Origin of the sequence: Citrobacter sp. Ce129 (assembly GCF_030334545.1) — a bacterium.
Lineage (GTDB): Bacteria > Pseudomonadota > Gammaproteobacteria > Enterobacterales > Enterobacteriaceae > Citrobacter > Citrobacter europaeus.
Genome location: NZ_JAOWDS010000064.1, coordinates 46828 through 61036, shown reverse-complemented (window position 1 = coordinate 61036; position 14209 = coordinate 46828). Strand labels below are relative to the sequence as shown.

The following is a 14209-nucleotide window of genomic DNA, read 5'->3' as shown; positions in this document are numbered from 1 at the left end:
TCAGCAAAGGAATAGATGTAAATGGGATTGGTTGGCACCACGATAGCCTGTGAACCAGGAACAAGCGGTGTATTGACCGGGTATTGCATGAACTGGGATGACCATCCCGAGAAGGCTGTGCAAAAGCTGGGGGCACGCAGCCCAGCAGTGATTGCCATCACCGGACGGCCATCGTTGTAATCAATCAGAATACCTTCCGGCATTATGACCACCTCCCGACGACAACCCGTCCCCCACCAGACAAATTAACAGTCAGCCCATTTCCGTTGATGACGACAGTGTTATTGGTGCCGTTAAATGCAAAATTACCGTTGTTGGCATAAATTGAACCACGGACAGTGACATCATTGAATGTCGCATAGCCTGATTTGTTGATATGCCAACCAACATTACCGGTACCATCCCAGGTGTTAGACTGAATGTAATTACCAATTTTTGTATTGATAATAGTGCCATCCTGGATGAAGCCAGAACTGATAAACACCTGACCATTAACAGAAGCAAACGGAGAATATTGTGTATCGCCGCTGCCACTCATCAGGACGAACTGATTGGCGTTAAATCCGACTCGGGTGACCACCGGCTTACCCGCTTCCGCCAGCACCGCAATTGATATCCCGGCACTGTAAAAAATACCGTTGATGCGCACTCCGGCTTTCAGGGTGTGAATGGCCGTCGCTCCAGAAGCATCAACGGTGGCTGTGAGCTTGTCCTCAAGCGAGGCGGTTACATCTTTAATCTGCGCCTGCACCTGAGTGGACATTTCCGCCATCGCCTTATCCACACTGGCGACCGTCGTTTTAATTACCAGAATATCCGCGCGGACTTCACCATACTGCGCCCACTGATGTTCAGCCGTTGCGTGGTTGGCCAGCGCGTTCTGCAATGCGGCTTCGAGGTTGGTATCAATGTCGCTTGTCAGGCGGTCACCGTCTGCAGACGTCAGGAAGTCATCAGCAATATCGCCCAGGTAGTCGTCAGCATTCGCGTTGGATACACCACGAACCCAGTCGGTCCAGCCTGATTCATTACCCGTTCTGTCTACCAGCTGCGCTCGGTACCAGAATTCCTGCCCCGCTTTTAAACCCAGTTGGGTGTATTCGGCAGACGGATAAGGCACATCCGACAACAAAAGAGGATTCGAGAAATCACTGTTCGCGGTGTACTGAATCTCCGTTTTCAGCGTATCCCCGGTGTTAGCCGGGAATCCCCAGTTCAGGCGAATCCCCCAGTTGATCGGCGTTGTCGCAAAGCCGACAGGTTTAGGCGGATTTCCCACCTTACCCGTCAGCGTTTTCTCTTCGGAGTAGCCCCAGCCAGAGGAAATTTCTGCGGCGTTAATGGCGCGTACACGCACGAGGTAGCGCCCGGCATAAATACCCGGAACATCGAATGACGAGGTGGAGCTGCGCGGCACGTTTACCCAGTTACCATCATTGCGGCGCCACTGTGCCTCGTAGGCGATGGCATTCTGCGCCTGGTCCCAGCTCACACGCATGGTTTCGACGCTGATATTTTGCTGCACCACTGAAAACGAGCTGATCACAATGTTAGCCGGCGGCGACTGGTTACCCGGCGGGATTACACTCACGGGCCGCTGGTCAATGATGGCTCCGGTATCGATACGGGCATATTTATCCGGGTCGTGCCATGCGCCGGTAATCGAGAAGGTACCATCACTGTTATCGGAGACGCTGACAACACGATACTGCTGGGCGTAGAGTTCATCTGACTCAACCACCCATACAGCTTCGGCCTGTGGTGTCTCACTGTATACCGTGGTGACTGTGACTGATTCCCCGTTAACCGCCTGAATAGTCCTGCTCTGTGACGCACCGGAGGGAAGATTGAGAATAAGGCGATCGCCTGCTGCTGCATCAGCTACGCGGTCAAGTTTAATCACGCGACCGTTAACAACACTGATGCGGCCGCCCATAACTTTGCCGGACAGAAGCTCGTCTGACACGGCGATGATGTATCCCGGCTGCGGAATGTTTCCGTCCAGGCCAACATCAAACGAAACAACGCGATCCTTATTGTTGGTGAGAATACCCCAGCGCCCCTTTCGGTTCGCTTCTGATTGCCGGGTACAGCCGATGGCTGTCATTTCCAGTTGATTAAATCCGTACCGGGCCACCAGAGGCTGCTCAAATACCGGCTCCATCGCATCCGCATAGGCGTTACCCGGATCAGACCAGGAAACCAGCGCGATGGTATACCGCGTTTTTGTCGTGCTGCTGGAATAGGTAAAGCGTCCGTCGATAACGTTAGCGCGGGTGTAAGCGTAATCCACATCTCTCGGCATATCGGCAAGCGCAACAATCTGATCACCGCCCCAGTACGTCATACCCCGGAATATAGCCGCAAAGTCACGCAGCACAGTGTAAGCGTCATTCCTGTCCTGAACATAGACGTTACAGGTATAGCGTGGTTCTGTCCCGCTTCCACCCTTTCCATCCGGTACCGGCTGATCGCAATATTGCGATACCTGGTACAACGTCCATTTATCGATGTTTGCTGCAGTCAGGCGATTACCCAGACCAAAGCGATCGGTAATCACCAGATCGTAAAATATCCACGCCGGGTTATCGGTCCAGGCCCACTTAAACGCGCCCTGCCATGTACCGCTGTAAGCCCTCGTTTCAGGGTCGTAATTATCAGGAACACGGATCACGCGCCCGCGAGGCTCACAGGAGATCTGCGGTATTGAACCGTTAAACTGACTCGAGTCGAATTCGATGTACAGCAGCGCGGTGTTCGGATAGCGCAGCTTGGCATCAATCACTTCCGTGAAGCTTTGCAGCGTCAACGTGTCGCCGATCTTGGCGCTGTTTGCGTCAGCGGTAATCTTGCGCAGGCGTATTGTCCAGGTGTTGCCAGCCGGCGGTAAATCGATACGGTGGCTACGCTCATAACCAGACGTCGTTTTTCCGGTTACGCTGGTATTCAGTACCGTCTGCCATGTGCCGCCGTCCGTCTGCAGGTCAATCGCATAATTAACCGAGTAACCGACCAGATCACCGTCGTCCTCTTGTTTGAAAAGCGATGGCCATTTCAGACGCAGGCGAACTGCTGAAAGCTGCGTATTGGTAAACGTGCGCGTCCAGGCTGTAGCACTTGATACCTCAGTTCCAACGTTGATTTCGTTTTCGGTACCGGGAATACCCTGAATATATTTTTGCGCCTGCGTTCCTGCGCGAAACTCCCACGTCACTCCGCTGAAATTTTGGGAGCCGTCGGCATTTTCCAGAGCCGTTCCGTCCAGATAGATATCTTTCGCCGTCAGCTGCCCTGCAAATTCGCCCTCTCCCAGCGCAACGAGGATTTTTGCCTTCGCTACAGATTGCAGATCATCAGGCTGTTCGGTAGGGGTTCTTGAACTGGAACTGCCGCCCTTGCGGCCTTTAATCGGGGTTGCTGTAGCCATATTGCGCCCATAAAAAAAGCCACCATATGGTAGCCTGAAAGGAAGATTACTTTGGTTATTGCTGGTCTTCGACGTATATACCAGCAGAGATGATCGCACCGCCAATACGCCTGCGTCCGTATAGAAGCGGAACTGGATTACCCTGAGCAGTAGTGTTAGTTACTCCACCGAATGCATACGAAGCCCGGTTGTCTGCGCTTTGTTTGCTAGAAAGTCCTGCTGGCTGTGGCGAAAGCATCTGTATAACACCACCTAAGGCCATTGAAGCACCAATAGCTCCCACGCTAAATGCTTGAGCTCCTGATAAAGCAGCCATACCTGCTGGCCCAGCAATAACAGCAGCCGTCACAATCACAACACCAAGAATGGTTTGCAATAATCCAGCCTTTTTGCTGCCAATAATAACGGGGACAATTCTAATTATTTCCCCCGAGACTGGATAACCCAAGTCATCCACCCCTAAATTTTTTTTCCCTTTAAATATCGCATACGTTAACCCGCGACTTTTGCTGCTTATCATGTATTGCTCAAAGCCTTGAATAGTTGCAGCTAAAGCTTTACCTGCTTCTTGAGGAGTTGAAATTATACGCTGATGTGTTTTCCCAAATACCTTACCTAATACACCACCCAATTCAATTTGCGTCATTACCTCAGCCATTTTATCTCCTACTATAAAAAAAGCCGCTAAGAAGCGGATTGGTCATATTCAATTCTTTAAAGGCAATCATTTACCCAATCTGCATACTTTTTGTATGGAGCATCAAACATTGAGCTTTTTTTATACAATAAAACTTTTGACCCACTACCAACAGCATCGATATCAGCAATCTCCCATTGACCATCAAGATAAACAGTAAAGCCAGTACCCCGCGGTTGCATATAAACATTAAAGACAGTTTGTTGCTGCCATTTTTGTAAAATGCACTGCGCTAATACAGAAGACGCCTTATCACTTGAAGCGGCGATGATTGGTTTAGTCGCTCGCAAATCTTCCATACTTGCGCACCCAATTAAGCCTAAAATAACCAGCGCTAACGATAACTTTTTCATATCCCTATCCCCTTTGGTTTTGCAAAAGGTTAGCACAGAGATTTATAGCGTAGTACCTTCATTGTCCGTTCTTGCCAGTATCCCCCATACGGCACTCGCTGGCTCAGATGCCCATACAGATGGTGGAGCAGCATGTTACCCTCCAGCAGTATCCCTGCATGGTTCCACTTGTTGGCCTGGACCTGCATGATCACCATATCGCCGGGTTTCGGTGGCCCCTCGAATTCACGGAAACCGCATTCATACCAGCAATCCTGATAGAAGTTGTCCGGATAGTCGTTTTCCCACCATGGATAATCAACACGGTAATCGTGGAGTTCGATACCATGCGTTTGCCGGAAATAGCTCATCACCAGCCCCCAGCAATCGAAATGGCCGAGCACGAACGGACGTTCCAGCAGCGGTAACTCGCCGCGCGGCTGAATGGTGCGTAAATCCCCTTCCGGCCAGTTGACGATATGCCAGGGAAGTAACGTAGCGTCACACTGTGCTTTATCCAGTTCGCTCGCCTGCGTCGTGGCATCCGGGTGGCTGTGGACAATGGCAATCACTGTTCCCCAGTCTTCAGCAGCGGTGTAATCTTCCGGCGACAGGTGGAAATGCTCTGTCGGATCGGTTGCCAGATTACGGCAGGGAATGTACCGCTGCACCCTGCTTTTTTGCACCACTACGCCGCAGCATTCGCGCGGATATTCAGCAGCAGCATGCGCCATAATGGCATCGATAATTTTCTGACGCATATCAGCTCCTGATCAACGATGTACCCACGAAGCCCCCATGAGATAGCTCGTTATCTTCTCCGAACCTAAGTTTGCAGGCCGTCAGCGTTCCGTTGCATTCATCCAGCGACGGATCGCTCACCGGGTTGTTGTGCTTGTCGAAATAGCGCGTTCCGGCATAGTCGCATCCATCACCGGAGCGGTATTTGTTACGGATACACCAGGTACAAAGCGAATGTAGCTGGCGCGTCGGGATCATCAGCCCCTGCAGGTCCATCGGGCTTGAAAGCGAGAATTCAACGGACTCGTTTGTCTCACCGCTTTTGGCATCGATGTAAAATAACTTCACTTTTTCCTGCGTAGGGTCTGCCGTGGCGTTCCCGTCCGTAAAATTCCGCGCATCAAGGTATTTGGCCAGCGTGTCATGGATAGTGACCTTCGCCTGCAGCAGATCGTCATAAGCAAGACACAAAGCAGTAATTGAGCTGTCGAGATTAGCAACTGACAGTTTCGGCTGGGCCGAACTACCATCAGTTGAAGCCTCGATACCTTCAATCTGACAAGGCCAGGCTTTATATTCCTGTCCCTGCCACCAGATCGATTTCGCCTGTAGCTTATTTTCATCTCCACCAGCAGTGGCGATCTCATCAGCAGTGTGGGCAATATTATGGGCGTGGAAGCGGAGAACGTCGGAAACACCAAATGCGGTGCCATCGACATCAAAAAGCCGGACAGCATTGCCCGGCTCAAGTTTCTGATAATCACTGTTTAAGCTCATGGTGCAAATGCCTGTTCAAACGTTGCAGTTACGGTTTCCACTTTTTTATTCAGGGTGACTCGCTGCAGACTGTCTGCCTCAACACGCCAGAGGGCTAAATCACCACCAGGTGGAGTGAATGTGAAAGACTTGGTTTTATGCCTTCGTAAAAATGAATAAATCTCTCTGGCTATTACCGGATCACCAGTAAAAGAAAAGGCATAATTTAGAACCTCATCGTTCAGGCCAGAACTACTAATCTGCTTGTATCCATCACCGAACTGAGCTGTTCTGACAGTATCCTTGCTGCTGAGAGTGGGTTGGCTCGCAGCCTGAATACGCCAGGTAAAGTGTTCTACAGCCATCACTTACCTCTGTTTGTTGGCGCTCCAGATGATTCCCCCGGGACGAATCTCCCTGGCGATACCATCACGAATGGAGCGGTCGATCACTTTCTGATATGCCTTAGTCAGCGCATCACCACTGCCCTGCTGTTGTTTCTGATCGCCGGGCTGAGCAGTAGCGACTGAAACAGGTGCGTAAACGCTAACCCCACCGATGCCAGCCGTGGGGACCTTACCACCACCGACAAGACCGCCAGAGGCATACCCACGCATAAGTCGGTACAGGTTGGACACGCCGATACGGCTGGTAGATTCTTTGGTGAAAACAAACTCGCCGCGGTGAACAATACCGGCAGGCTCATATTTGCCACCGTGCCCGGTATAACCACCTACGTCATAGCCCGAGGGGCGGAAAGACGGTACCGCAAAAGACTGGCCTGACGCTGGCGCTTTAGCACCGCCACTCACCCAGCCCATCGCGCTCTGGATGGCGTAAGCCACCAGCAACTGATTAATCACGGACACAATCATTTTGAGGATCGAACTGGTAAAGTCCTTAAAGCTGGCTTTGCCGGTTGTCACCAGGCTGGTAAGCTGGCCCGCCAGTCCGCTGAACGTTGTCTGTGAAATCTGCTGAACCGAGCTGAAGACGTTTGTCGCTGAATCCTGATATTCAGCCCAGCCCTGTTTGGCACCGGCCAGCCAGTTTGCGCGCAGGGCATCTTCAGCCTCGAATGTCGCCCTTTGATCTTCAAGAACCTTTCGCTGCTCTGCCGGATTGTAGGCATAGCTTTCGCTGAGACGCTTCAGGGTTGATTCTCTCCCAGCCTGCCGGCTGGATACCCCCTCTGACTGTGCCTGAAGACCGGCCCTCGCCGCACTCTGCTGCTGATGGAATTTAGCCGTCTGGTCGGCAAGCTGATTGAGTTTTTGCTGTTGAGCAACCTTATCGCCCAGGTCGGCCAACTGCCGCTTGTACTCAAGCGTTTCTTCCTTGTGCGCCAGCAGGGATTTTTCCTGCGCCGTAAGCTGACGACGACCAGCAGCCTCCTGCAGAACGGTGAACTGATTTTCAGTCTGCCAGAGGTCCTGACGCTGTTTGCTTATGACGTCGTTTACGCTGGTATGTTGCTCAAGCGTTTTAAGCTGGGCCTGAAGGGTGAGAAGTTCGGCCTGCGCCTTTTCCTCGGCTTTGTCCCCGGCAGGCGTTGAATAGCTTTTGCCTTTTGGGGTTTTGACGTCCTTAAACTGCTTTTCGATCCCTGCCCGCGCTGCAGCAATGTCCTTGTCAGTCCACAGCGTGGCGATACCGTCTTTCGCATCCTGACGGTTTTTCTCAATAAGCTGACTGAGCTTTTTCTCTGCTGAAGCCCGCTTTTCTGCCGCCGTCGCGCCGGATTCCACCAACTGGTTAAACTGCTGCTGGCTGCGGATTGCCTGAGTTTGCTGATCCGTCCGCATTTTTTCCCGCGCGGCTGTCAGTCCTTCCTGGGCATATTGCTGATCAGCCAGATCATAAGCCTGCTTTTTAAGCTCCACCTGCTGGCGCGCGTTTCTCAGCCTTTCCGCATCAGCTTTCTGCAGAACGTTGTTACCGGCATAATCTGGGTCGACTTTAAGATTGCTGGACAGCGCGCGGTACTCTTTCTCTGCTGCCTGCCATTCAGCGAAAGAGTCCTGGCGCTTCATCGCGGTGTCAGGATTACGCCCTACGCCCAGCATCGCATCCCACGCCCCGGAAGCAGCATTCTTCACCCAGTTCCACGCTTTTTCGAGAGAGCCAAGATTGTCCTCTACAGCCCCCGCTCGTTGTATAACGGCGTCAGAATATGCCCGCATTGCCAGCTCGGCTGCTTTCTGCGAATCCCCCAGCGCCTGAGCAGAGGAAATCTGTTCATACTGGGTGGCCGTCAGAAAATGCAGGGAATCATTGAGCGTCGCGACCGCGTTAACCGGATCATCCTTCAGGCGTTTAAACTGATTTATGGTTTCGTCGACGGCCTGCCCGGTAGCCTGCTGCAGCCTGGCGGCGACATTGCTGACCATGCTGACGTCATTACCGCTGAACGCGCCGCTTCCAACGACCTGCGCCAGCACGCCTGCAGCGGCATGCTGCGTGATACCATTACCGGCCAGCGAGCGCGCCAGCGCCTGAAGCTGACCGGATGTTTTACCCGCGTAGTTCCCGGTCAGGATTAGCTGTTTATTAAATTCCTCAGACTCTTTGCTGCCGTCATACCAGGCTTTACCCAACCCAACAACCGCCGCAGCAATCCCCCCGACCATGCCGGCCATGCCCAGCCCGCGTAAAGTCATCAGCTGATCTATCCATCCGGCGCGGTTGGCCAGCGTAATACCGGAACCACGAAGGGCACCAAAGTTACCGCGCATGACTTCGCCCATCAGAACGCCAAGTTCCCGACGCGCCGCAGCACTTTGCAGACCCAGCCCGTGCGTGGCGACTTTAGCCGCTTCAAGCTTACGGATATAAACTTCTGCGGCATCACTGGCTCCAACCTGTGCAGCCTTCATTCGCAGCAGTTCGGTACCGGAGAGCTTTTGCTCCACAACCTGAGACTTCAGTTGACGGAGAAAACGTGCCCGTGCAATCCCTGCTTTCTCTTCGACAATCTGAAGCTCTTTCTGTCGGGCTGTCGTATGAGATATCAACGCAAGGTAATCCTGCTGTGTAATATTTCCCTGAGCCCTTGCGGCACGAAAGCGTGCCTGCACATTAGCGAGAGATTGTGTTTCTCCGTTCAACTGGCGAACACTGTCTATCTGGCGAAAAAAAGATGCAGCAAGTTCATCCTGCCGCCTTGCGAGCACTGCCGCCTGGCCGTCATTCTCACGCATGCGCTGGCTGAGGTCTGTCACCCGGCGGTGTGTTTCCTCAACGGATTTAGATACTTTTTGCCAGTTTTGAGCCAACCCTTCCGTGGCGTCTGCCTGGCGGGATTTCATTTCCGCAGCGGCGGCAGCTCCGGCATCACCCACACTTTTTAATGCTGCACTCTGACGGTCAGCGGCGCGTTGCATGCGCCCCTGAACTTTGTCAGATTCATCCGCCATCCCGGTCAGTTGCCCTTTGATTCGGGCGACCTGCTCACTGAAGCTGGCGCGGTCAACATCCAGCTTAATAACGAGATCGCTAATCTGCTGGGCCATAACGGGTACCTCCTGATATCCCCTCGGCGGCGGTCATCAGCGCGTCATCGTCCGGCTCATCATCATTGATGGCGCTTCCGGAGGGAGAAAGCAGGCTGAAATGCGCGGGGGTAAGTTCCGGATCGCGGAAGAAAAGAGAAGAGATGGAATAAAGCAGCCCGGAAAAATGCGCATCGAGCTGCGCGTCCTGAAAATAATGTTCCCGGTAGAACTGGTGCCAGTCGCCCAGTTCACCAGAAGTCATTCCAGCCAGCATGGCGCGCCAGTCGGGTCGCCCGAACTCGCGCGCCAGATTCAGGACAAATTTCAGCTCGCTGGCAAGGGCTTTTCCGCCGTAACTTCTTCAGCGCCTTCAGCCTCCAGTGGGGCTTCCGGATCGGCATCGTTGCCATCCTCAACCGGAACGAGCATGCCGGAGAGCAACTTAACCTGCATTTCAGCCTTGCCGATCGCTTCCGGCGGCCAACCTTTGAGAACCTGCTGGTAAAGTGCTTCTTCGTCGGGACCTGCGGGGTCATTATGCCAGAGAGAAAGTGCGATCACGCGCGCACCGCAGCGGATGTTTGAACCCACCAGACGGGCAGTCATTTCCTGATCGCTGATACTGTCGCTTTCATGGCCAAGTGTCTTTTCTTCCGCAGCCAGAAATTCAAGGTACTCAATACGCTGAAGCGCTGACAGTTCATTCAGCGTGGTGGATTCGCCAAGGTAGTTAAATGGTTCTTTTTTGAGGAACATATCCCCCTCCTCAGGAAACGGTGACAGTGACTTTGCAGACTGCAACGAAATTGCCGTCGCTGGTCATAACAATAATGTCAGCGTTACCGGCTGCCACACCCGTTACGGTGATCGTGTTGCCACTTACAGATACCGTCGCTTTTGCCCCATCAGAGGTTGCCACGTGGAACGAAGGATCCGATGCACTGGCAGGATTAACCGTCACATTGAGCGCGGTGGTCGCTGCAACGGCGACGCTTGCCGTGGATTTATCCAGCGTAACACCTGTAACAGCAATGGGCGCAGAACCACTTTCTTCAGCCAGTTCTGGCTTGCCGGTATTGGTGATTTTCGCTGTGCGGGTAATAACCTCTTTTGCCGGGATAGCTTTACCCAGGCTGCTGCACCAGCCGCGGAAAACGTCGACGGTACCATTCGGATATTTAATCTTGTACACCCGGACAGAACCATCGTTAAACCAGGTGACCAGTTCTTTCTGTCCCTGTTCTCCCGGCTTCCAGGCAAGCGTAAGTGATGTATCCCCTGCCGATTTTGCACCCTGAGCGGTCGCGTTCCAGTCGGCGTCCTCGTCGTCGAGGTAAGTGTCGTCATACGATTCGGCGGTCATTTCGCCCGGCGTCAGCTCTTTAATTTTCGCCAGGCGTTTCCAGTCGATATCCGAGAGTGGGTTAGCGAAAGCGTTGCCCGTTCCGGTGTAAAGCCAGAGTGTGGTACCGGCACCTTTCACGGGGGCCAGAGGGTTTGGCGTTGGCATAGTGTCCTCACATTTCGTAAGTGATTGAATATTTCATATCGGCGGAACTCCACAGCCCCATGGCATCATCGCGCTGGTAATCAAACCCCTGCGGAACCATGACAGTGACCAGTGCTTCCAGGCCGGGAACGTCAGCGAGAGCGGGATAGATATGGCTTTCCATCCATTCATCCAGCTCCGAATCCGGCACCTGCGAGGGAAGAAACACTTCTATATGCAGCGTCGCCGCCCACATATCGGCATCCAGCTCCTCTCCGGTGCATTCTGCATCAGTCAGATAAACTGCTACGGCAGGAAAATCGTTTTCTTCGATAGCTGCCGGACGACCGTCAAAAAAAACGGCACTTATTTCGATTTTTTCCTCAAGAACATTAATGATGTTCTGACGAATCAGAGTGTGTTTCATCGCGTCAGGTGTAGCCTAAGTTGTTGTTTAAGGGCGTAGCCAAGCTGTTTCGGCATCTCCTCTTCAAGCATGCGTTTCTTTTCTGCTTCAAAGGCAGTGGTGAGCGGTGCGGACAGAGGAATTTTGACTACATCAATGGGGTAACGACTTTTGCCTGCAATACGCTTCATGACATGCCAGCGACCGTTGGCCAGACGCTGAAGAAAGGCATCACGAAACACATAACGACCAATTTTCAGCACGCTGCTTTTACGCACGAGAGGGCCTCTTCGATTAGTCGACCTGACCTGTGCAGCACCAAGTTTGATCGCCGGCAGGTTACCCCGGTTTACCTTGATCCGCGCAGCAGAGTGCCCGGTTGCAGAAGCTTTATTGACTCTCACCCTCTGCCTGACCAGTTTTAATGGGATACCCGTAACATGGTTATCGCCGGCTACCGTTTCCTTTGCCACCCTTCGGGTGGCCACCGATACGCCTTTGGCAGCAACACGGTTTACGGCCCACGCGCTGGCATTGGGAACCATATTTCTATCCAGGCTGTCGAGGTTAGCAATCGCCTGTTCAAGACCTTTAATGGACATAAATGTTCCTTAACGACGCCGCGTTCCGTTTGGAGGAGAACCACTTCCCAGCCAGACATAGCAGGAGCCACAGTCATCCTGACCTACACGATCCACCCAAAAATCCCGTCCGTTTACCGTCAGGGTGTCCAGGCGTTCCAGTTGGCCAACATCTGTCGTTTTCACGAATAAAGAAGGTTTGGAGCCCTCAATCCGGATACCGGCTTCGGCGTATCCAATATTTTCTGGATCATCGAATACGCCGTTGAGCGTCACGCCGGATAATGCACCGGAAGTCACCTTCGCTTCAGCGCCCATTACCCCGCGAATAGCGCCATCCGCCTGCGACATCGCTTCATCAAAGAGATTATCGAAATCAGCCACGTGTCCCCCTGTCAGGCTTCGCTGACCAGCCCCTGAGCAATCAGGAGGTCAGCATCCTGGTCGGATACACGGATAAACACACCAGGCTCGACAATGGTGACTCGCTCATCCCGTGTGGCATGCAGGGCATCAATATGCAGAGTGGCCAGCGTTTCTACGCAGACCAGATCGCCGGTTGCGGCGCTGGCGCCAGCTTCATCCTCCGATGTGTTTTCACCATTACTGCCGGCACCGTCATCGGTGCTGTCGGCATCGTTCCTGGCATCGGCTTCATCGTCAATCACCTCTTCTCCTTCTTCCAGTTCCTCCTCGAGCTCTGCGATACGCATCGTTAGCTCCTGGATAGTGCCGCTTGTGCTGACTTCACGGTTTAGCTTCACGCCCAGTTCATTCAGACGGGCGATCAATTTTTCTTTTTCTGTCATGGAAATGACTCCGGAGAAATGGCCCCGAAGGGCCACAGTGGGAAGTTATGCCAGCTTGACGGACACGAACGCATCCGGGTCAGCCAGCAGCATCAGCGGTGCAGACTGGATCATGGTGAACTCACGCGCCGGATCGCCTGTCTGTACCCAGTTTTTCGGATAACGCGTGGAAGCGTTAATGCCTTCACGCTGGGCATCCACATCCTGAATGCAGCCGTAGGTGCGCAAGCCGCGGGCCTGGGTATTACCCAGCACCATGCTCAAATCCGGCAGATAGTTCTTTTTGGTGTCGTCTTCAATGTATTGCCCGGAATAGACGACAATGGCCACATCACCATACATTCCCTTATAGGAGACCGCTTCGCCCAGGTCCTTCAGCGCTGTCTCCAGTTCAGAGTTAGAACCACGGCGGGTGTCGAGCTTCTCTTTTACTGCTTTGAATGAACGGAACAACGCCCAGCCCTTAGGATCAAAGACGATGATGTTAACCACGCCGCTGGCGTTCAGCGCATAGGTTTCAATATCGTCAGTAGGGTCATAGGTTTCTTTGTCGCGAGAGCTCCAGGCCGCAGCGCCTGCCTGGATGATGTTGTTTCCAGCACTGCGTCCCATATCCACCTCAACCGGTTCAAACGCTTCGCCGGTCATGGTGTATTTACCGTTGAGGACAGCAGCCACCGCCTGTTTCTCTTCCACCTGGGCAATCGCCAGCTCTTCATCCTTCATGTTCTGCAGGATAATGCGGCGGCGGCGGTAGGCCGGGTCAGCCAGATTTTGCGGGTCTTCATCCGGCAGGCGGCGCAGCGTCATCTGCGGGTTTACCTCGTGCTTCGGCTTGACGTAACCCGGCGTGAACTCTGACGTTGCGCCGCCACGGGATCGGATAACCTTGCCGGAAATAACAGGCGAGACGTACAGCGCCATGTTGACCATGCCCGGGATTTGCGACAGATACACCTTCTCGGTGCTGAAGGGATAGCTTTCACGGAAGAAGATGCGCAGGAAAAGCGGATCAAATTTGAATTTTTTCTCATTGACCGCCAGCAGTTGGGCCGTTGTGTAAATTGACATAGATGTTTCCCGTAAATAAAGCCGCGATGCGGCTTCTGTGGATGATGGTTACTGTTAAGTCGGGGTGTTAGACGATGCTGATGGCGGTACCCGTGAACGCGTTGCGTTTGATGTGTTCATCCGTCACCGCATCCGGCCAGAGCACATCTTCAATACGGAAAGAGCCGGACTTATAGAATGCCAGCTCAGTGCTGCTCTGGTCGGCAGACACCGCCAGAACGCCACAGGCAGCCCCCGCATGCTGGCCATCCCAGACGGTCAGCTTGCCGGAAGTGGCATCCAGCATCAGGGGCGTCATCGCCGGTACTGCTTTCGTCAGTTCACCTGGTGCAAAACCGGTATGCGCCGGATCACTGTTACCGAGGGGCTGGTTGTGCGTAAATTGTTCAGTGTTAGACATATTGAC

Annotated in this window: 16 protein-coding genes and 1 pseudogene; all 17 read right to left on the bottom strand. The window is 53.2% G+C overall.

Annotated features, from left to right (window positions below; all coding sequences use genetic code 11):
• Positions 1 to 203: DUF6453 family protein (locus OGV77_RS13875; protein WP_286502805.1), on the bottom strand; the 203-nt coding region annotated here is incomplete at its 3' end.
• Positions 203 to 3427 carry a TipJ family phage tail tip protein gene (locus tag OGV77_RS13870; RefSeq protein ID WP_286502804.1) on the bottom strand — a complete coding sequence of 1075 codons (3225 nt, stop codon included), beginning with the start codon at positions 3425 to 3427 and terminating at the stop codon, positions 203 to 205. The genes OGV77_RS13875 and OGV77_RS13870, both read right to left, overlap by 1 nt.
• A 55-nt stretch (positions 3428 to 3482) precedes the next feature.
• The gene (locus OGV77_RS13865; protein ID WP_044700334.1) at positions 3483 to 4085 is read right to left on the bottom strand and encodes a tail assembly protein; all 603 of its coding nucleotides are present in this window, start codon (positions 4083 to 4085) and stop codon (positions 3483 to 3485) included.
• Positions 4086 to 4141: 56 nt separating this feature from the next.
• Positions 4142 to 4477 (bottom strand): hypothetical protein, encoded by a 336-nt coding sequence (locus tag OGV77_RS13860; RefSeq protein WP_086539093.1) that lies wholly within the window; start codon positions 4475 to 4477, stop codon positions 4142 to 4144.
• Between the two features lie 29 nt (positions 4478 to 4506).
• The gene (locus OGV77_RS13855; protein WP_142972625.1) at positions 4507 to 5217 is read right to left on the bottom strand and encodes a C40 family peptidase; all 711 of its coding nucleotides are present in this window, start codon (positions 5215 to 5217) and stop codon (positions 4507 to 4509) included.
• A gap of 1 nt (position 5218) precedes the next feature.
• Entirely contained in the window at positions 5219 to 5974 is a 756-nt protein-coding gene (locus OGV77_RS13850; protein ID WP_286502803.1) for a phage minor tail protein L, read from the bottom strand.
• Positions 5971 to 6318 (bottom strand): phage tail protein, encoded by a 348-nt coding sequence (locus OGV77_RS13845; protein WP_286502802.1) that lies wholly within the window; start codon positions 6316 to 6318, stop codon positions 5971 to 5973. The genes OGV77_RS13850 and OGV77_RS13845 overlap by 4 nt, the downstream gene beginning before the upstream one ends.
• Positions 6319 to 6321: 3 nt before the next feature.
• Positions 6322 to 9465, bottom strand: coding sequence for a phage tail tape measure protein (locus OGV77_RS13840; protein ID WP_286502801.1), 3144 nt, complete (start codon positions 9463 to 9465; stop codon positions 6322 to 6324).
• A pseudogene (locus OGV77_RS13835) lies at positions 9458 to 9775 on the bottom strand (phage tail assembly protein T); the annotation flags it as partial. The pseudogene OGV77_RS13835 and the gene OGV77_RS13840, both read right to left, overlap by 8 nt.
• A complete protein-coding gene (gene gpG / locus OGV77_RS13830; RefSeq protein WP_286502799.1) occupies positions 9772 to 10203 on the bottom strand; it encodes a phage tail assembly chaperone G in 432 nt (143 codons plus the stop codon). The pseudogene OGV77_RS13835 and the gene gpG, both read right to left, overlap by 4 nt.
• A gap of 10 nt (positions 10204 to 10213) precedes the next feature.
• On the bottom strand, positions 10214 to 10957 hold the full coding sequence (locus OGV77_RS13825) for a phage tail protein (protein ID WP_286502798.1): 744 nt from the start codon (positions 10955 to 10957) through the stop codon (positions 10214 to 10216).
• 7 nt (positions 10958 to 10964) lie between these two features.
• Complete coding sequence (locus tag OGV77_RS13820; protein WP_071696711.1) at positions 10965 to 11363, bottom strand: phage minor tail U family protein; 399 nt, start codon at positions 11361 to 11363, stop codon at positions 10965 to 10967.
• On the bottom strand, positions 11360 to 11944 hold the full coding sequence (locus OGV77_RS13815; RefSeq protein WP_286502797.1) for a phage tail protein: 585 nt from the start codon (positions 11942 to 11944) through the stop codon (positions 11360 to 11362). The genes OGV77_RS13820 and OGV77_RS13815 overlap by 4 nt, the downstream gene beginning before the upstream one ends.
• Before the next feature lie 9 nt (positions 11945 to 11953).
• Positions 11954 to 12307, bottom strand: coding sequence for a head-tail joining protein (locus OGV77_RS13810; RefSeq protein WP_286502796.1), 354 nt, complete (start codon positions 12305 to 12307; stop codon positions 11954 to 11956).
• A gap of 11 nt (positions 12308 to 12318) precedes the next feature.
• On the bottom strand, positions 12319 to 12732 hold the full coding sequence (gene gpFI, locus OGV77_RS13805) for a DNA-packaging protein FI (RefSeq protein ID WP_286502794.1): 414 nt from the start codon (positions 12730 to 12732) through the stop codon (positions 12319 to 12321).
• 45 nt (positions 12733 to 12777) lie between these two features.
• The gene (locus OGV77_RS13800; protein ID WP_048235157.1) at positions 12778 to 13803 is read right to left on the bottom strand and encodes a major capsid protein; all 1026 of its coding nucleotides are present in this window, start codon (positions 13801 to 13803) and stop codon (positions 12778 to 12780) included.
• 67 nt (positions 13804 to 13870) lie between these two features.
• The gene (locus OGV77_RS13795) at positions 13871 to 14203 is read right to left on the bottom strand and encodes a head decoration protein (RefSeq protein WP_286502793.1); all 333 of its coding nucleotides are present in this window, start codon (positions 14201 to 14203) and stop codon (positions 13871 to 13873) included.
• Positions 14204 to 14209: the final 6 nt, after the last annotated feature.